The organism is Bosea sp. BIWAKO-01, assembly GCF_001748145.1.
Lineage (GTDB): Bacteria > Pseudomonadota > Alphaproteobacteria > Rhizobiales > Beijerinckiaceae > Allobosea.
Genome location: NZ_BCQA01000001.1, coordinates 5539403 through 5559240, shown reverse-complemented (window position 1 = coordinate 5559240; position 19838 = coordinate 5539403). Strand labels below are relative to the sequence as shown.

Below are 19838 nucleotides of genomic sequence, written 5' to 3'. Positions count from 1 at the left end.
GATGGCGATGCCATGGTCCTTCCGTCGGGCTGACGACACTCCGGTGCGAGCGGAAGCGCGCTATCCCGTCCTCGTCGTCGTCGCCCTTGCCCTGCTGGCGTTGATCGTCGTCGTCTTTCTCTTCGCGGATTGGCTGGCGCCCTATGACTATCGCGCGCAAGCGCTGCTCAAGCGCCTCAGGCCGCCGGTCTTCCTGGGTGGGACGACGGACCACCTGCTCGGCACCGACGAACTCGGCCGCGATGTCCTGAGCCGCTTGATCTACGCCATCCGCTTCAGCGTGCTTGTCGCGCTCGGCGGCACCTTGATCGGTGCCCTGATCGGCACGGCGCTCGGCTTCATCGCGGCGCATTTCCGCGGCTTCGTCGAGGAGGCGATCATGATGCTGGCCGACGTCCAGGCGTCGCTGCCCTTCATGATGATCGCGCTCGCACTGATCGCCATGTTCGGTGGCGGCTTCATGCTCTTCATCGCCATCATGGGGTTCTACGGCTGGGAGGTCTTTGCGAGGCTGACGCGGGGCGTCGTCATCGCCGCAAACACGCAAGGCTATGCGACGGCCGTGGTCGCGCTCGGCGCTCCGGCGCGACATGTCTATCTCCGGCATATCCTCCCCAACATCCTGAGCGTGCTGATCGTTCAGTTCACGCTCAATTTCCCGCAGGTGATCCTGCTCGAAACCTCGCTCAGTTTCCTCGGCCTCGGCATCCGCCCACCTCTGACCAGCCTTGGCCAGATGCTGGGGGCAGGGCGCGCCTATCTGACCACCGCATGGTGGATCGCGATCCTGCCCGGCATGGCGATCTTCCTGACGACCATGTCGATTTCAATCATCGGCGACTGGGTCCGCGACCGGCTCGACCCGACGCTGCAATCACGCTGAGCGAGCAAGCACGGCCCCGCCTGCCATCGCTCGGACTGGTTGCGCAGCTGCCGATATTTCGGTTGCACCTGCACAGTGGGCGCCGCCAAATGTGCGGATGCAGCAGGGGGAATCGCCGTGCGTGGCACAGGCAGCTGGCAGGTCGTTGCACAGGCGGAGGCAGGCACCCCGGCAGGCGAGCTGCCTGATGCCGTCTACGAGGCCTGTTCGCTGTCCGATTGCGGCGATGGACCGGGGCCGGACTGGCCCCATCGTACGGCCAAGCGGCTGATTCAGGAGCCGGCGGATGTCGGGATCACGGCTGCGCTGGCTGAGATCGGCGCGCTTGCCGGTGCCGACCGGGCCTGGATGTTCGAATACGACGCCGCGTTGCTGCGCTTCCGGAACACCCATGAATGGAGCAGGCAGGGCGTTCGCTCCTTCGTCGAGGACCTGCAGAACACGCCGGTGACGATGATTGCCTGGCTGCAGCAGTTTCTGGTGTCGGGCAAGGCTGTGATGATCAATCGGGTTGCCGACTTGCCACGCCCGGCTCGCCAGCTCCAGGTCGAGATGCTCCGCCAGGGCGACCGGAGCGTGCTCAGCGTGCCGGTCTTCCATGGCGGACAGCTCCGCGCCTGTATCGGCTTCGACGCGACTACTGCAGCCCGGCGCTGGCCGCAGGCGGATATCAGGGCCCTGTTTCAATGTGCGGAGCTGATCGCGCTGGCGCGTTACGGATCGCACCGCAGCGAGCAGGTGCTGGCCGACCCGGCGAGGGCGTTCGCACCCTTGATCCATCTGCGTCGGCAGGGGCAGATCATCGGTGTGGAGCCGCATACCATTCTCGGCGTCCGCTCGGCGCGCGACTATGCGAAGGTCTGGCTGAAAGATGGCTCGACGGTCCTCGACCTGCGCCCGCTCGCCCTCTGGACCGGGCTGCTGCCGTCGGCCTCCTTCCTGCGCGTCCACCGCACCGCGATCGTCAACCTGCAGCATGTCCGCGGCCTCGACCGACGCGACGGGAATGGCTGGAAGATTGCGCTCGGCCAGCTCGCGGACGCCTGGCCCGTGTCGCGCCCCTACCGGCAGGAATTGCGGCAGCGACTCGGAATTTGAGCGGGGCGTTTTGCGCACCGAATCCCGCTGCCGGTTTACCGATTTCTCACGATGAAACCGATCGGCAGGGGCATTCATCGAACCGGCATGTCGGTTGGTCGAATTCGGCTTGCCTCCCGCCCGGCACGCCAACCCGATAGGCGAACCGATCAACCGATGCACGCTTTGCCCATGCCGCTCCGCCGCACCGTCACCGCTCCGACCGTCAGACGCATCCCGGGCCGCAGGGCGGCAAGGTTCGCCGTCGCCTCCCTGCTGACCGTCATGCTGTCCGCCGGCTGGCAGCGCCAGGCAGCTGCCGAAGATCTGGCCCTGCAGGATGCGGCATCGATGGCCGGCGTCGCGATGTTCCTGAACGCGCGCGCCCCGGGGCTGATCCTCGCCGTCGTCAGGGGCGAGGACAGCGTCATTGCGGGCTATGGCGAAACCGCGCCAGGCAGCGGCAAGGAGCCCGACGGCCGATCGATCGTCCGCGTCGGTTCGGTTTCAAAGGTCTTCGCAGCCGATCTGCTTGCCGCGATGGCCGCAACCGGACAGCTCTCCCTCGACGCTCCGCTCAGTCGCTATGCCCCGCCCGGCAAGGCTCCGCTGGATTTCGCTGACCGGCCGATCACGTTGCTCGACCTCGCGACGTATTCGGCCGGGCTGCCGCGCGAAATGGCGGACCCGGCGACGCCCGCGGAAGAGAAGAACCCGTTTGCGACCTTCAAGGCATCCTATTACTGGGACTGGATCTCGGGGCATCGCCCGGCCTACCGCCCCGGCACTACGGCGATGTACTCCAATTTCGGCTTCGGCCTGCTCGGCGACGCGCTCGGCAGGGCCGGTGGCAAGTCCTTTGCCGAACTGGTGCGCGAGCGCGTCACCGCGCCGCTCGCCATGGCGGACACGGCCCTGCGTCTCTCGGAGGCTCAGAAGCCCCGGCTGATGACCGGGCTCGACCCGTTCGGCAAGCCCGATCCGAACTGGGAGGCGAGCGAGGTGATGCAGGCCAGTGCCGGCATCTACACCACCGCCGAGGACATGGTGAAATGGATGCGCTGGCATCTGGCCGATGACACGGCCGGGCGCCCGGCGCGGACACTCGCGCATGCGCTCTGGCGGCCCCATGACGGGCTTGCGCGCCTCGTCGGCGTCGAGGCCACGGATTCCGACGGGATGGGGCTGGGCTGGATCGTCAGCCCGGCGCGCGAACGCGTGCCGCTGCTGCTCGGCAAGAGCGGCGGCATCGGCGGCTTCATGAGCTATGTCGTGCTCTCGCCCAACCGCAGGCTCGGCATCTTCGTCGTCGCCAGCCGCGTCGACTTCGCCATGTTCGGGGGGATACGGCAGGCGGTCCGAGATCTCGCGGCCGAACTCGTGCCCGCGGCGGAAGGGCGCTGAGCGTTGCGGACGGTATGGGCATGAGTGTGGCTGGGCCGAGCCCGGCCTTTCGAACCGGCCGGCGTCCTGACCTGACGCTGACTCTAAGCCTGTGCGCATATCGCGGCGCGGCATTGCAGCAGAAGCGGGCTGCACTGCGCTCGTCCACGGCGATCGCCGGAGTTCTGGCCGGAAGCGTCATGCTCGCCGCCATCCTGAGCGGTGCATCTCCGGCCGAAGCCCAGTCGCTGGGCGCAGGCGGCGCGGGCGGTCGCCATGGTGTCAGCAGGCCTGTTTCTGGCGGAGCGGGCGCCGGCTCTGGATTGTTCGCAGGCGGCGGTGGCGGCGGTGGCGGTGGCCGGCACGGCGACAAGCGCAGCGGCACTGCCAGCGGCGGCCAGGGCGGAGCCGGTGGCAGCGGCGCGCACGCCAAGGGCGGTGGCGGAGGTGGCGGTGCCGGAGCCATTGGCTTTGACGGCAGGAGCGGCTCCGGCACGCTGCCGGGCGGCCAATCGCTCACGGGTGGTGCAGGCGGACCAGGCAATGGCGGCGGAAACGGGAGCGATGGCCAGCCCTTCGGCGGTATCTGGGGACATGACAGCGGCAGTGGTGGTGGCGGCGGCGGCGGCGGCACCGGCGCAATCCTGAGCGGCCCAGGCGCCAGTTTCGTCACCGCGCCGATCACCGGTGGTGGCGGTGGCGTGGGCGGGCAAGGGGGCCAGGCCGGCGCCGGCGTCGTCGGAATGGTCGGGCCGGTGCCGGGAGCGGGTTATGGCGGCGCCGGTGGCGGCGGTGGCGGAGGTGGTGGCGGCGGTATCGGTCTGGTGCTGCTGCAATCCGGCGAGATATTCCTCCGCTCGGCCATGTCCGGCGGCAATGGCGGCGCAGGCGGCGCCGGAGGGACCGGCGGTGACGGAGCCCGCGGCGCGCTCGGCCAGAATTGCCCGCAGGGTCTGCCCTGTTTCCTCTGGGGAACGGATGGCGGGGACGGATATTACGGCGGCAGCGGCGGCAATGGCGGCGATGGCGCGACCGGGCTCTACGCCCTCGGTTCGGGCCCCGTCATCGTCCAGAATCAGGCCGCGCTGCGTGGGGGCGACGGCGGCGCGGGAGGCGCCGGCGGCACGGGGGGCGGCGGCAAGAACGGCGGTGACGGCGGCCACGGCGGCAATGCCGGCAATGGCGGTGACGGTGCCGTCCTTCCAGCCGGCGGCAGGCTCGAGGTCCAGGCAGGGGGGGTGGTTGCCGGCGGCAGGGCCGGCGTTGGCGGGGCAGCCGGCGGGGCGGGATACGGATCCTACAATACCGATCCCGGACATAATGGCGCCGCGGGCCAGAGCGGGCGCGGCGGGCGAGCCGTGTCGGGAGGCGGCGGTGTCAGGGTCGTCGCGGCCGGGCAGATCGAAGGCGGCCTCAATGCCGACGGGACGCATGCCGACGCCATCAATCTGAGCGGCGGCGGCAATACCCTGGAATTGCAGGGGGGCTATCGTCTCCTCGGCAATGTCGTCCTGACCCGCGACGACGGCAACCCGAACACGCTTGTCCTTGGCGGCTGGCAGAACGCCAGCTTCGATTTCGCCGCGCTGGGCAATGCCGGTCAGGCCTTCGGCGCTTTCGAGAAGGACGGACGGAGCACCTGGACGCTGGCGGGTACCGCGAGCTTCACCAGTGTCAGCATCCGGAACGGCGGGCTCGTATTGTCCGGTGCGGCGGAACTCTCCAGCACGACGGCGGTGATCGCGCCTGATGCGGGCTCCCATGCTGCCGTCACGATCTCCGGTTCCGCGGCCAAATGGAACAATGCGGTGCCCATGGTCGTGGGCGACAGGGGGGATGCGTCGCTCACCATCACAAATGGCGGCACCCTGATCAGCCTGTTCACGCTCTTCCAGCCGCAACTCGGCATCGCCACAATCATCGGCAGGGAGGCCGGCTCTCACGGCACGGTCCTTGTCACCGGGGCCGGCTCGAGCTGGAGCAATTATTCGGCGCTGTACCTCGGGATCGACGGCTCTGGCCAGGTGACCGTCGCCAATGGCGGGCGCCTCGACAGCTATGGCGAGACGATCGTCGGGGGCAAGCCCGGCGCGCCCGGCTCCGACGCCGTCGTCACGGGAGCAGGCTCACGCTGGAGCGTGCATCGCGGTCCTGGTTACCTTGAGCGTGCCGATTTCGGCATTGGCGACACGAGTTCGCTCGTCATCTCCGACGGCGGACGTGTCGAGAGCGACACGATGTCCGTGACCGGCAGCCTTGTCGTCACCGGCGCCGGTTCGGTGCTGACCACCGTCAACTCGGATGCCCTCTACCATGGCGACGAGGCGTTCATCCTGTCGGGGCGCGGTGGCGGATCGGCAGCAGTGACGGTCTCGGATGGAGGCCTGATCGATACCGGCAGATACGTCATCGCCTTGAAGGACTACGGCCCAAGCGTCTTGAACATCGGCGCCGCCGCCGCGGCGCCGGCCGGTGCTCCCGGACGCCTCAAGACCGGCGGCGTGCGAATCTCCACCGCCGGCAGCCTTGTCTTCAACCACACCGCGACGGATTACCGTTTCGATGCGGCGCTCTCTAGCGCCAGTGCGAGCGCCGGGACGATCCGTGTCCTCGCGGGCACGACGATCCTGACAGGTGACAGCTCGGGCTTCTCGGGCGCTGTGACAGTGGCGAACAGCACGCTCAGGATGGCGGGGTCGGCGCGTCTTGGCGGCGCCATCGCGATCAATGCCGGCGGCCGCGTCGAGGGCGAGGGCGGTTTGGGTGCGATCACGATCGGCAATGGCGGCACGCTGGCGCCCTCCGGCCCGACCTCGCTGACCGTCAACGGCAACCTCACCGCGAATGCGGGCGGCACCATCAAGCCATCCGATGCCGCCGCCCTCATCGTCAACGGCACGCTGACCCTCAGCGCCGGCAGCGCCTACGAGTATCAATTGCGCAGCGGCGGCACCCCCGCGATCGATTCCGCCACGACACGGGTCAATGGAAACCTCGTGCTCGATGGCGGTTTTCTGAACATCAGATCCGGTTCGCAGCCCGCAATCGGCTTCCATCGCGTCTTCACTTATACCGGCGCCCTGTCGGGTGGCGGCCTCGGCATCGGGAGCACGCCGGCGACCAGCCCCTTCGCCTATAGTTACGTCATCGAGACCTCGCAGGCGGGCAAGGTCGACCTGCTCGTCCAGCAGAACGGCCTCAACATCCTGCAGCTCTGGGGCTCGACATCGGCAGGCGGCGCATCCGGCACCTGGAATGCCGGCAGCCAGAACTGGTTCGACTATGCCGGCGCCGCTCCGACGCAATGGGGCAGCGGCTACGGTGTCTTCCGCGGACCGGGCGGCACCGTCACGGTCGACGGCCAGCAGAACCTCGTCGGGCTGCAATTCGCGGGCGGCAGCTACACGCTGGTCGGCGGGGTCGGCGGCAGCCTGAACCTGCGCGGCTACAATGGCGGCAGCTTCGTCATCACGACGCCGGAGATCCGCGTCCTCGACGGCGAGACCGCAACGATCGCCCTGACGATCACGGGGTCCGACGGTCTGGCCAAGACCGGCGACGGCAGGCTGATCCTGTCGGGAGCCAATACCTATACCGGCGGCACTGTGATCGCAGGCGGGACGCTGCAGATCGCGAACGATGGCAATCTCGGTGGAGCGGGCGGGCTCACCTTAGACAATGGCGCGCTCCATACGACCGCGAGCTTCGCCTCCGGCCGCAACATTTCCTTTCTCGACACCGGTGCGATCGACACCGATGCCGGTACGACGCTGCGGCTCACCGGGGGCCTCAGCGGTACGGGCGGGCTGATCAAATGGGGTGCCGGTGCGCTTGCGCTCACGGGCAGCAACAGCTGGTCCGGTGGCACGCTCGTCACGGCCGGAACGCTGATCGCAGAGAGCGCCGGAGCCCTGCCAGGGATGACCGGCTATGCCCTGACCGGCGGCAGGCTCGATCTCAACGGCTACGATCTGGCGATGAGCCTGCTCGCCGGGACCGGCGGCGAGATCGCGCTCGGCGCCGCTGCCCTGACCGTCGACCAGGCCGAGGACAGCGTCTTCGCCGGCAGCATCACCGGCTCCGGTCGGGTCGAGAAGGCGGGCTCCGGTACGCTGCTTCTGACGGGGACGAGCAGCTATTCCGGGGGCACGGCGATCCGCGGCGGCACGCTGGCGATCATCGCCGATGCCAATCTCGGCAACGCCTCCTCGAACCTTGCACTAAGTGGGGGAGGCCGGCTGGCAACGCTCGCCGACATCACCAGCGGCCGCGCGATCGCGCTTACCGGCTCGGGCACGATCGAAACCATGGCGGGCACGACCTTCGCCCTCGGCGGGGCGATCAGCGGCACTGGGAGCCTGGTGAAGGACGGTTGGGGCACACTCGCACTGACGGGCAGCGCCAGCCATGGTGGCGGGACGACGATCGCCGCCGGCATGCTGCAGATCGGCAATGGCGGAACCTCCGGCGCACTCGCCGGCGATGTCGTCAACAACGCCCTTCTGAGTTTCAACCGCACGAACGACTACGTCTTCGCCGGCGCCATTTCGGGCAGCGGCAGCGTCGTTCAGTCCGGCAGCGGCACGACGATCCTGACGGGCAATAACAGCTATTCCGGCGGCACGGTGATCAGGGCCGGCGTGCTCGAGGTCGCATCCGACGGCAATCTCGGCGCCCAGGGCACGGCGATCAGCTTCTTCGGCGGCGCCCTGCGCTTCGGCACCGCGTTCGACACCAGCCGCACCGTGCTGCTGCTGGGCAACGGCACCATTGACACCAACGGGCGCGATGCGACGCTGACGGGCAACGTCTATGGCTTCGGCGATCTGATCAAGACCGGGGCGGGAACGCTGACGCTGACCGGCACCAATTTCTATCGCCGCACCATTGTCGCGGCGGGCAGGCTCGTCGGCGACGCAGCCTCGATCTCCGGCGACATCGCCAATAGCGGCACGGTGGTGTTCGATCAGCGCAGCGATGCCAGCATCGCAAGCGTGTTCTCCGGCACGGGACGGTTCGACAAGACCGGCCGCGGCCGGCTCGAACTGCGCGGCGACAGCGCGGGCTATTCCGGCACGACGACGGTGTCGGCGGGTATGCTCGTGGTCAATGGTTCCCTTGGCGGCGAGATCGACGTGCTGGCCGGCGCCAGACTTCAGGGCAGCGGTTCCGTCGGCGCAACGACGATCCGCTCCGGCGCGACGATCGCGCCGGGCAACTCGATCGGCACGCTGACGGTTACCGGCGATATCGCGTTCGAGCGGGGCGCGATCTACGAGGTCGAGGTCGATGCCAGCGGCATGTCGAGCGACCTGATCCGTGCCGGTGGTGCGGCACGGCTCGGCGGCGGCTCGGTGGTGCATCTCGGTGAGGACGGCAATTATCGGGCGAACCAGCGTTATACGATCCTGACGGCAGATCAGGGCGTGCAGGGCCGCTTCGACGACGTCAGCTCGCGCTATCTCTTCCTCGATCCGACGCTGGGCTATGACGCGACCAGCGTCACCTTGACCTTGCTGCGCAACGACCTGCCTTTCTCCGCCCTCGCTCAGACCCGCAACCAGACCCAGACCAGCCTCGGCCTGGAGAGCCTGGACGAGGCCAATCCGCTCTGGCAGCGTTTCACGCAACTGCGCGACGAGGATGAGGGCCGACGCGCATTCGACAGCCTGTCCGGCGAGATCCACGCCTCGGCCAAGACCGTGCTGATCGAAGGCAGCCAGATGGTGCGCAGTGCGGTTTCCGACCGGATCCGCGCGGCCTTCGACGGGATCGGTGCGCCGCACATCGCGACGCTGGCCTATGCCTCGGGCAAGGGGGCGATCTCGACGGCCCCGGCGGAAAGCCTGTCGCTATGGGCGCGCGGCTTCGGCTCCTGGGGGCAGACGCAAGGAGACGGCAATGCCGCCTCGCTCACGCGCTCGACCAACGGCCTCGTCGCCGGCCTCGACCTCGCTGCCACGTCCGATAGCCGGGTCGGCATCATGGCGGGATATTCGCGCTCGCATTTCGAGGTGGCCCGCCGCAGGTCGCAGGGCGACGCGGACAACTATACGATCGGCCTCTATGGCGGGGCCCGCTTCGATCGTCTCCGCCTGACCGGCGCGGCGAACTTTACCTGGCACGATCTCTCGATGCGGCGCTCGGCCTCTTTCCCGGGGAGCGGCGAGCAGCTTCTGTCGGGCTATGGCGCCCACAGCCTGCAGGCCTTCGGCGAGATCGCCTATCGTCTCGACTTCGGGGCGGGCGTATTCGAGCCCTTCGCCAATCTGGCCTATGTCAACCTGCGCAGTGATGGGTTTCGTGAAACGGGCGGCATCGCAGCTCTGTCCGCCGGCCCGCAGACCACCGCCGTGACCTTCGCCACGCTCGGCCTGCGCGCGCAGACCAGCGTCGAACTCGGCAGCAGCACGGTGCAGCTCAACGGTACGCTCGGCTGGCGCCATGCTGGCGGCGACCTGACGTCAATCTCGCTCCAGGCCTTCGCCGGCGGCGCTCCGTTCTCGATCGCGGGCGTTCCGATCGCCCGCGATGCGCTGGTGGTCGGCGCGGGCATCGGCATGAAGCTCACGCCGGCGGCCGAGTTCAGCATCGCCTATGACGGCCAGTTCGCGCAGGGCGCCACCGACCATAGCTTCAACGCCAGGGTTGGTATCCGGTTCTGACGCTGCGCCCCGAGGGCCGCCCGGCTGCTTGACCTTGTTCGTATCCTGCAGTGCACGAACGACAGGCCGGGTCGACCAGAATGCGGATCCCCATGAACAATCAGCGAGCACCGCTCTCCTGCCGTGGCTGCGTGTGGCTCCCCGTGCCATCGGCAACGTCCAGCCTGAGAGCTCGTCTCCGTCATCGCAAGACCGATCGGTGGGGGCGTCCACGCGCCGTCCCTTGCGGCCAGACCGTTATCGGTTCAACCTTCTGAAGGCCGTTCGGCAAGGCATGAGGCGAGACCAGGCTCTTACGGCCCCGCGAGGTCTTGGTCGATGGACTGCTCGGGCTGCGGCTTCCAGATCGAAAGCGGCTTTGCCTTCTGCCCGAAATGCGGCGCGCGCCAGCCTGTGCCCTGTTCGAGTTGCGGCTATTCCTGCTCGCCGGATTTTACCTTTTGCCCGCAATGCGGCGCCCGCACTGCTGCGAAAGCCATACCCCGGACTGCGCCGGCACCAAGTGCAGCCTCTTCCTTGCGACTCCGCACGCCGGCGCCGTTTCCGGACGTCGAGAGGCAACATTCAGTCGCGCAGCCGGCCTCGGATGCGGATCGCAGGACCGTAACGATCCTGTTCGCCGACCTCAGCGGCTTCACCACGCTCAGCGAGAGCCTTGACCCGGAGGTCGTTCAGACCCTGCAGACCGCCTTGTTCACGGAATTGACGGCGGCCGTGCAGAGCTTTGGCGGTTTCGTCGACAAGTTCATCGGCGATGCGCTGCTTGCTCTGTTCGGCGCACCGATCGCGCATGAGGATGATCCGGAACGTGCGCTCCGTGCCGCTCTCGACATGATCGCCCGCACGGCGCGGCTCGGCGAAAGCTCCGCCGCCGCAAGTCCTGAAATGGTTCTCCATATCGGGATAAACACCGGTCCGGTCGTTGCGGGAGGCCTCGGGGTCGGCACGGCGAAATCCTATTCCGTGACCGGCGACACGGTGAACACAGCCCAACGGCTGCAATCGCTGGCTGCCCCAGGCGAGGTGCTGGTGGGGCCGTTGACCTACCGACTGACCCGGCATGCCTTCTCCTATACCTCGCTCGGCGATGTCGCACTTCGCGGCAAGTCCGGCAGCGTTCTGGTGCATCGGCTGGGCGGGCCGCTCGCATCGCCGCGTGCAGCGCGTGGACTTGATGCGCTCGGCCTCAGCACGCCGCTGATCGGTCGTGATGCAGAACTCCAGCGCATGCTGGCGAGCCTCGACCAGGCTTGTGCCGGTCAGGCGCAGCTTCTGCGCCTCGTTGGTGAGGCCGGCATCGGGAAATCACGTCTGGTGAACGAGTTCGTCGGTCGGCTCGGCTGCGAGGAGCGCTTTCGCGACGTCGCCGTGCGGCAGGCTGCCTGCTCGCCGCTCGGCGAACAGTCCTTTGGCGCGATCGGTGCCGTCGTGCGTAGCGCGGCCAAGGTGATGCAGAACGATGCCCCCGACGAAATGCGCTTGAAGCTCGCAGCCTTGCTGGCTGATCTTGGCATTCCAGATGAAGAGACGGAGCGGCTGATGCCGCTGCTCTACCATGTGCTCGGCCTGGGAGACCCCAAGGCGAGTTTGCAGCATGTCGAGCCCGAGCAGTTGCGGCGGCAAATCCTCCATGCGGTCTGCACGATCATCGAGCGGCGTCTGGCCCTGTCGCCGCTGCTCATCATCGTTGAGGATCTGCACTGGGCTGACGTTGTATCGCTGGAAGCGCTGCGTTTCGTGATGGAGAGGCTGGATCGATCCCGGCTGATGCTCGTGGTCACGCATCGCCCTGCTCAGCAAAGCGACCCACTGGATTCAAGCCGTTTCAGCCATACCGCGCTCAGGCTCTCGCAACTCGCCGACAGCGACGGACGGCGCCTGCTCGCGGCGCTGTTCGGCGAGGACTGGGCCAGTGGGGCACTCGCTCACAGGATCCTGGACCGCGCCGGCGGCAACCCGCTGTTCATCGAGGAGATCGTCCGCAGCCTGATCGAGCTCGACGTGCTGAAGCGCGACGGCCAGCACTGGCAGGTCATGACAGGCGAAGCGGCGGTCAGCATTCCAGACACGATCCAGGCGATGTTGCTCGCCCGCTTCGATCGCCTGCCGCAGGACGCTCGGCGGCTCGCTCAGGAAGCGGCAGTCATTGGCCCTCGCTTCGACGGCAAGATTCTCGCAGTGGTGACGGCAGACCCCGCCAGGCTCGAAGCCGGGCTGGAACTGCTGGGCGATGCGGAAATCATCCAGAAGGCCGGGGCAGGCGCGATCTCGTCGCAATGCTACCGCTTTACGCAGACATTGCTGCACGACGTGATCTATCAGAATCTGCTGCTGCAACGACGGACCGAGTTGCACGGGCAGATAGCCGCCGCATTTGAAGACCTGTGCGGCGAGAGCCCCGAACGGCTCGAGGACCTGACCGTGCTCGGTCATCATTTCGGGTTGAGCGCAGAGCGGGAAAAAGGGGCGCGTTACCTGCGCGAGGCCGGTGATCGCGCTCGCATGATCTATGCCAATGACGACGCCCTCCGCTTCTACGAGCAGGCAATGGCAGCCCTGGCGACAGCAGAACCCACTCCGCTCAGGCAGCAGATTGGCGAGCGGATTGGCGATCTCTGTGGCCCGACTGGTCGTCGCGCGCTGGCGCATGAGCACTATGGAACGGTGCTGCGGACCCACCGCGAAAACGGCGACCGGGTCGCCTCGGCGCGGGTTCTTCGCAAGATCGGTCGCCTGCTCTGGGACGCGAGCAAGCGCGACAAGGCAGAGGCTTGCTATGCGGAATCTGCAGCGCTTCTTGACGGAGCCGACGCGCCGATCGAGCAGGCGCATCTCTGGCAGGAGCGCGGCCGCCTGGCGTTCCGGACCGGCGATCACGCTCGTGCCGCAGAATGGGCCGACGCAGCGCTCGCATGTGCGCGCAACCTGACCGGCGATGCGGCCTCCGAGATGGGCCGTGACGCAGCGCTTGCGACCGCCGAAGCGCTCAACACCAAGGGCGTCGCGCTGGCTCGGCTCGGGCGCAGTCGCGAAGCGGTGCGCGAAGTGGAGCGAAGCATCGCGGTCGCCGAAGCTGCGGACCTCCCCGGCGCCGCCTGCCGCGGCTACACCAATCTCGGCGTGCTCTACACGACGATCAACCCTGCGCAGGCGATGGAGGTCTGTCGACGCGGCCTCGAGATATCACGGCGGATCGGCGATCTGGGTTTCCAGGCACGCCTCCTCACCAATCTGGCGGTCGCCTGCTGCACCTTCACGGACCGTTGCCCGACAGAGGGTGTTCCGGCGGCCGAGAAGGCGGTGGAGATCGACCGGGCGCTCGACCAGCGCGAGCACCTGCCGGTGCCTTTGATCGTGCTCGGGCAGATCCACCAATGCCAGGGGCAGTCCGAAATCGCGGCCCGGTTCTATGAGGAAGCGCTCGATGTGGCGCGGGAAACGGGCGAGCCGCAGCTGCTCTTTCCGTGCTATGATGGCCTCGCAACTCTCAATCTCGATCGTGATGATCTGGCGGAGGCCGACCGTTACTTCTCGCTGGCGCAGGATGTCTGCGCCCGGCATGGGCTCGACCCGGAAGCGCTCGTGGTGCTGCCATTCCTCGATTGACCGCGGAGGAGGTGGAAATGTTCGCGCAGACCGACATAGGTCCTCTTCAACCAGGCGACAGGGCACCGAACGTCGTGCTCGACGCCATCACCCGCGAGGGAAAGATCGCGATCGACGACTTCCGTGGTCAGAAGCCGGTGCTGGTCGGCCTGTTCCGCGGCCTTCACTGCGCCTTCTGCCGGCGCCACATCGCCGCCCAGGCGCAGCTCGATCCGGAACTGCGCGCAGCGGGTGTCGAAAGCCTGACCGTGGTCAACACCCCGATCGAACGCGCGCGGCTCTATTTCCGCTACCATCCGATGCCCAATCTTCTCGCCGCCTCCGATCCCAAACGAACCTCTCACCAGGCATTTGGCCTGCCCAATCTCGAATTCACGGAAAATGAGACGGCATGGCCGCACAAGGTCTCGATGGCTGCCGTGCTGGGCATGAAGATCGAGATCCCAGGCGAAACACCGGGGCCGCTCGACCCGATGGCGGGTTCGCAATTCCTCGACAGCAAGGACGGCTACGAATTGACCGAGGCCGACCTCGAAATGAAGGCGACAGGCCTCGGCCAGCTTGTCGGCCAGTTCCTGCTCGACCGGCAAGGCATTGTGCGCTGGAGTTTCACCGAAGTTCCGGAAGGCGGGCGATACATGTTCGGGGCTCCGAACCCACAGGAGCTCATGTCGGCCGTTTCCCAGGTTGCGCAATAGGTTGGTTCATTCGCGAGCGGGGGGACGCAATGCCGTCCAGCTTCACCGTCCGCAGCGCCAGCGGTTACGAGCAGCTCATGGGCCGCTGGAGCCGGCGACTTGCAGGACCGTTCATTGATTTCGCCGGCATCGCCACTGGCGAGCGGGTTCTCGATGTCGGCTGTGGGACAGGCAGCCTGACCTTCGCGCTGCCGCAGGCGGCGGAGATCGCTGAAGTCGCAGCGATCGACTTTTCACCGATCTTCGTGGAGGAGACCCGGCGCCGGAACAGTGATCCGCGGATCACGATCAGGGAGGGCGATGCCTGCGCTATCCCTTTCCCCGATGACGAATTCGACCGGGCCCTGTCGTTGCTTGTCCTCCATTTCGTGCCCGCCGCCGATAGGGCGGTCGCCGAAATGCGGCGTGTCGTGCGGCCGGGAGGCGTTGTCGCAGCCGCCGTTTGGGACCACCTCGGCGGAATGTCCGGGATGCGCATGATGTTGGACACCGTCGCCGCGCAGGACGAGCAGGCGCGAAGCCTGCGGGCGCATTACTGCTTCCAGCCCATGATGAGGCCCGACGAAATGCGGCAGACCTTCGTGGCGCAGGGCCTTCAGGAGGTCGAGCAGACCTCGCTGATGATCAGGATGGATTACGAGAATTTCGCCGACTACTGGGACCCGTTCGCCGCTGGGGAGGGGCCACTCGGCAAATATGTGGCGGGGCTCGATCCAACCTCCCGATCAATCGCCAGCGAGGCCGTCAAGGCAGCCTATCAGGCCGGCGAGCCCGACGGTCCACGCTCATTTGCGGCCGTGGCCTGGGCCTGCCGGGGTGTGGTTCCCGGCGGAGGCTGAGGGGGCACCTGCATAAGCCTCGCTCTGCTATCTGCTTCGTACGCGACGGCATGAGGCCAACAAAGCCAGGGATGGCAGGTGCCCGAACTCGCCCGTTTTCCTGGCTGCGGCAGTCCTGACGACGGGAGGGTCAGGGCGCATACCGGTTTCGCAAATGCCTCGGAAATGTTCAGGCAAGCCGCTCATGCTGAAGACTTCTATCAGAATGGGTTTGGCGTTCAGTATCCCCTAGAATTTGCTTGCCTCGCGAGCGGGCTCCCCCGACAAATGAGGATGAGTCTCCTCTCGTTCACCACCGTTCAGCGGCTTGCGCCTGAAACGGATTTTGGGAAAGGGGATCAAGATGTTGGACCGCTTCGTTGAGTCGGTTCTGAACGTTTCCGCGGTTGTCGCTGGGTGGTTTCTGCCGCCAGGCGCACACAAATTCGGGCTGATCCAGATGGGCGTTTCGCTCCTTCTGGTAACCGCCCTGATTGCCCTTGTGGCGTTCTGGCGGCACGCGCGAAGTCGGCGCAGACACGCGCGCGATAATCCCCAGGGCTAGCCGGATCGAGGCCGACACTCAGCGCCACGCGACGATGCCGCGGAGCTTGTGAGTCAAGAACCGGTCGCATCCGGGAAGGGCCGGCTGCCGGCCCTTCGCATCTGTCGCGAGCGACTTATCCGCAGGCATTCGAGACTACCAACGCTCATAGTGGTGCCGGCGGTAGCCATGTGCAGGCGCCCATGGCGGCGGCCCGCCGTGATGCCGGCCATAGCCGTAACCGCGGCTGTAGCCATCGCGGCGACCGTAATATCGCTGCCGATCCATGTTTTCCTGGATGATCATCAAGCGTTCCCGCTTCGCCTCGGTCATGGCGAACTCCAACGGTTGCTTGTCGAGCTGCCGCGCGATTGAGGGCGCAATCGCTTCGCTTGCCTGAGCTGCAGGCGCGAGGCCGGCCATGGTTGCGGCCGCGCCCAGGACGATGGTGGCTGTGATCAAGAACCGACGCATCGGGGTTCTCCTTGTTTCCTCCCGGCGATTAAAGCCGTCCGAGAGGGAACGCAGGATGAACGGGATCGTTCGGCTCTGTTCATGAAGGACCCAATCCGGCGCGTCTCCCTGTGAGAGGAAGAGGGCGCCGTCCCTGCCGCGATCAACCCGCGCACCGTCGCGGTTCCTTCCTCGAACACCCGAAAGTGCGCCCGACCTAAGCGTTCGCCACAGGGGGATGTCCACAGCGTGGAAACGGGCCCGCACCAGATCGGCTGCGCCTAACGCGACATGATCCCGATGAGGATGGGCCCCCAGGCCGTGAGCAGGATGTTCCCGATGGCATAGGGTACCGTGTAGCCGAGCGCCGGAATGCTGCTCTGGGCCTCGTCCTGGATCGCCCTGAGGGCCGCCGTGATCGTGCCGGCCCCGGCGCAGGCGCCAAGCACGATGAGCGGATCCATCTTCAGGACGTAGCGCCCGAAGAGAATCCCAACGATGTGCGGCACCAGCGAGGAGACGAGGCCGACGGCGATCAGGCTGACGCCGGTTGCTTTCAGGCCCGCGACGAAGCTTGGCCCGGCGCCGAGCCCGACGATGCCGATGAACATGCAGAGCCCGACCGTATCGAAGATCCAGATCGCCGGTTCGGGAATGCGGCCGTAGAACGGGTAGACGGAGCGCAGCCAGCCGAAGACGAGCCCCATGAAGAGCGCGCCGCCGCTGGCGGTCAGGGTCAGCGGGACGCCCCAGACGACCAGGGTCAGCAGACCGAACAATCCGCCCAGGAAGATCCCGAGCCCGACGAAGACCATGTCGGTTGCCGAGGTCCGCCGGTCGGGGTAGCCGAGTTCCGTCGCGGCCCGCTCGACTTCCGGGAGCGGCCCGACCAGCGACATGACGTCACCGCGATTGACCCGTGTCGCTGGGGTGATCGGCATCGTGATGCCTGAGCGGGTCAGTTTGGACAGGAAGACGCCTCGCGCGAACTCGGCTTCGGCCAGTTCCGCCAGCGATTTCCCATCGATGCTGCGGGCCGTCGCGATGACGTCGAGCGCTTCGAGCGGAATGTCGAGCAGTTCGGGGTCGCTCACTTCGGGACCGATCACGTCGCCGCGGGCCGTGTGGATTTCATATCGTGCCATCACGGCAATGACGTCGCCCGCCTGGATCCTGCGATCCGAAGCGTGGCCGAACATCACGACACCACTGCGGACGCGCAGAATGAAGGCGCGTGTCCCGTGGATGAGAGCTTCGAGCTCGGTGATCGTCTTGTTGGTCAGGACCGGATTTTCGACCCGATAGGCGCGAACGTCGAACAGACGGGCAGCCGAGGTGACGCCCTCGGCTTCGCTGCCCGGACCGGCCTTCTCCGCGCGCTGCGCCGCGGCCTCGCGCAGGTTGATGCCCATGAGCTTGGGCCCGACTTTGGGAAGGAACCAGACAAGGACCGCGGTCCCGACCAGATAGGTGACGGCGTAGGCGACGGGGATGTTGTTGATGAGCGCCGTCCGCTCGGCCTGCGGAAGGTCGAGGCGCTGGATCGCTTCGCCTGCGGTTCCGATGACGGTCGACTCCGAAAACGCCCCGGCAAGAAGCCCGGCCGCCGTGCCCATGTCGAAGCTCAGCAATTTTGCGAAGCCGAGCGCCATCAGCAGGCACGTGACGCACAGCACCACCGTCAGCGCCATTTGTGGGAGCGCATCGCGCTTCAAGGCGCGGAAAAACTGCGGGCCGACCTTGTACCCGGTGGTGAAGAGGAAGAGGTCGAAGAAGACCGTTTTCACGGCCGCAGGCACCTTGATGTCGAGCTGGCCGACCAGGACTCCCGCCAGCAGGCAGCCGACGACGACCCCGAGGCTGAAGCTCCCGAACTTCAGCTTCCCAATCAGGAAGCCGAGAGCGATCGTCAGGAAAATGGCGAGCTCTGGATTATTGCGGAGGGCTTCGACCACGTAGTTCATGCTCTGTCTCGCAGCATGGCGCTCGGACATTCGATCATGTGGGGATTGATCGAATGTCCGATGGGCGCCGAAAGGACGAGATATTTGTCCGCGCGCCGTCTCTCCTGCAGAAGCCGCGCGTCAGGTCTTCGTTTTGCCCAGAGCAAGATTGTAGGCGTCGAAGGCCTGGCGGTAGCCGCGCGCCACAGCGCGCGTGGCCCGGCCGATCTGGCTGTAGACCTCGTCGTCGAGATTGGCGAAGGAGACCCGTACCGACCAGTCGGGGGCGTGGAAGCCGCCGCCGTTCAGCAGCACGATGCCGTGGTCCTCGGCGAGGCGGAAGACGATGTCGAGTGGGTGGACGTGCTCCTTCATGTAGCTCACCACCTCGGGGCCGACATATTTGTTCGCCCAGAATTCGAAGTCGACCAGGCCGTAATAGCGATCGTGCAGGGGGTTGTCGGGCACATCGATGCCCAATCCTTCGATCATCCGGTCAGCGCGGGATTTCACGATGTCCATGCAGGTCTTCTGGTAGAGCTTGGCCTCGTCCATCATCTCGGACAGCGAGAACATGGTCATCATCACCTGCTGCGGCAGGGACAGGCCGGCCGTGTGGTTCAGCGCGATATCGCGGCTGTCGGCGACGATGCGGTCGATCAGCTTCAGTTCGCGCGGCTTGAGCGTGATCGGGCCATATCGTTTATCGAGCGCCGCCAGTGTCTTCTCCGGGTGCTTGGCGATCGCCTTGTCCAGGATGTTGTCACGGTGGATGGCGATGGCGCCCAGCCTCCAGCCGGTGCATCCGAAGTATTTCGAGTAGGAATAGACGCCGATGGTATTGTGGGGGAGGGCGCCGAGCAGCCCACGGAACCCCTTGACGAAGGTGCCGTAGACGTCGTCGGTGAGCAGGATCAGGTCAGGACGCTTGGTCTGGACGAGTTTCACGATCTTGGCGATCGTCTCCTCGCTCAGGGCAACGGCATAAGGATTGCCGGGATTGACGACGAAGAAGGCTTTGACCTTCGGGTCTTCCAGCTTCTTGAGTTCCTCGTCGGTGAACTGGAAGCGGTTCTCCTGAGGAGCGGCCACAGAGACGATCTTAAGGTCGTAATCCTCGAGATGCGGCATTTCGAGATAGGGCGTGAAGATCGGCGTGGCCAAGGCGATCGTGTCGCCCGGGTTCAGCAGCCGGTTGGCCTTCAGCGACTTGAAGATGTAGCACATCGCTGCCGTTCCGCCCTCGACGGCATAGAGGTCGAACTGGCCGGATGGGTGCGGATTACCGCACATCGCCCACATCAGATACTCGTGCACGATGCGCTCGTTATGCACGAGCATGCGGTCGGGGACCGGATAATTGTCACCGATGATCGAGTCGACGAGCTCGTGCACGAAGGCATCGGGCTTGAAGTCGAACTTCTTGACCGCGAAGGCGACCATGTCCCGAAGGAACGTCGCACCAGGCGAGTCCTTGTGATCGGCCAGCCAGTCCTCCAGCCGCCCGGCGATGCCGTCGGCCTTGGGCATGCCGCCGATGCCGGCGGGCTTGTTCATCACGCGCCGGCTTTCGGTGATCGCAAACTGACCGAGCAAGAAGAAGCCCTCGCGCGGCGTCATCGCGACCCAGTTCGGGTTGCCGCGCCCTGCATTCAGAAGGGCGATCGACGAGGTCTGCGCCGTCTGCTTTGCGAGACGGATCAGTTCGTCCTTGATCTCGAAGGGGCTGAGTGTTTCGAAAGTGCGTAACTTCACCAGGTCCATGGCA

General features: G+C 66.4%; 10 protein-coding genes. 7 read left to right on the top strand and 3 right to left on the bottom strand.

Features of this window, described 5'->3' with window-relative positions:
• The first annotated feature begins 7 nt into the window (after window positions 1–7).
• The 7 genes from BIWAKO_RS25910 (at window position 8) to BIWAKO_RS25880 (ending at window position 15151) form a co-directional block, all read left to right on the top strand.
• Window positions 8–883: an ABC transporter permease gene (locus tag BIWAKO_RS25910; RefSeq protein WP_244523688.1), complete on the top strand. Its 876-nt coding sequence runs from the start codon at window positions 8–10 to the stop codon at window positions 881–883.
• Between the two features lie 117 nt (window positions 884–1000).
• Window positions 1001–1981 carry a LytTR family transcriptional regulator DNA-binding domain-containing protein gene (locus BIWAKO_RS25905; RefSeq protein WP_201788648.1) on the top strand — a complete coding sequence of 327 codons (981 nt, stop codon included), beginning with the start codon at window positions 1001–1003 and terminating at the stop codon, window positions 1979–1981.
• 156 nt (window positions 1982–2137) lie between these two features.
• Window positions 2138–3364, top strand: coding sequence for a D-alanyl-D-alanine-carboxypeptidase/endopeptidase AmpH (gene ampH / locus BIWAKO_RS25900; protein WP_201788647.1), 1227 nt, complete (start codon window positions 2138–2140; stop codon window positions 3362–3364).
• Between the two features lie 179 nt (window positions 3365–3543).
• Complete coding sequence (locus tag BIWAKO_RS25895; protein ID WP_141740236.1) at window positions 3544–10008, top strand: autotransporter domain-containing protein; 6465 nt, start codon at window positions 3544–3546, stop codon at window positions 10006–10008.
• Between the two features lie 318 nt (window positions 10009–10326).
• Complete coding sequence (locus tag BIWAKO_RS25890) at window positions 10327–13614, top strand: adenylate/guanylate cyclase domain-containing protein (RefSeq protein ID WP_069881101.1); 3288 nt, start codon at window positions 10327–10329, stop codon at window positions 13612–13614.
• A 17-nt stretch (window positions 13615–13631) separates the two neighbouring features.
• A complete protein-coding gene (locus BIWAKO_RS25885) occupies window positions 13632–14312 on the top strand; it encodes a peroxiredoxin-like family protein (RefSeq protein ID WP_069881100.1) in 681 nt (226 codons plus the stop codon).
• 29 nt (window positions 14313–14341) lie between these two features.
• Entirely contained in the window at window positions 14342–15151 is an 810-nt protein-coding gene (locus BIWAKO_RS25880; RefSeq protein ID WP_069881099.1) for a class I SAM-dependent methyltransferase, read from the top strand.
• 679 nt (window positions 15152–15830) lie between these two features.
• Here BIWAKO_RS25880 and BIWAKO_RS25870 read toward each other — a convergent pair.
• From BIWAKO_RS25870 to aspD, 3 genes are all read right to left on the bottom strand, one after another.
• The gene (locus tag BIWAKO_RS25870; protein WP_069881097.1) at window positions 15831–16148 is read right to left on the bottom strand and encodes a hypothetical protein; all 318 of its coding nucleotides are present in this window, start codon (window positions 16146–16148) and stop codon (window positions 15831–15833) included.
• A gap of 260 nt (window positions 16149–16408) precedes the next feature.
• A complete protein-coding gene (gene aspT / locus BIWAKO_RS25865) occupies window positions 16409–18091 on the bottom strand; it encodes an aspartate-alanine antiporter (RefSeq protein WP_069882789.1) in 1683 nt (560 codons plus the stop codon).
• Between the two features lie 120 nt (window positions 18092–18211).
• On the bottom strand, window positions 18212–19834 hold the full coding sequence (gene aspD, locus BIWAKO_RS25860; protein ID WP_069881096.1) for an aspartate 4-decarboxylase: 1623 nt from the start codon (window positions 19832–19834) through the stop codon (window positions 18212–18214).
• Between the last annotated feature and the right edge of the window lie 4 nt (window positions 19835–19838).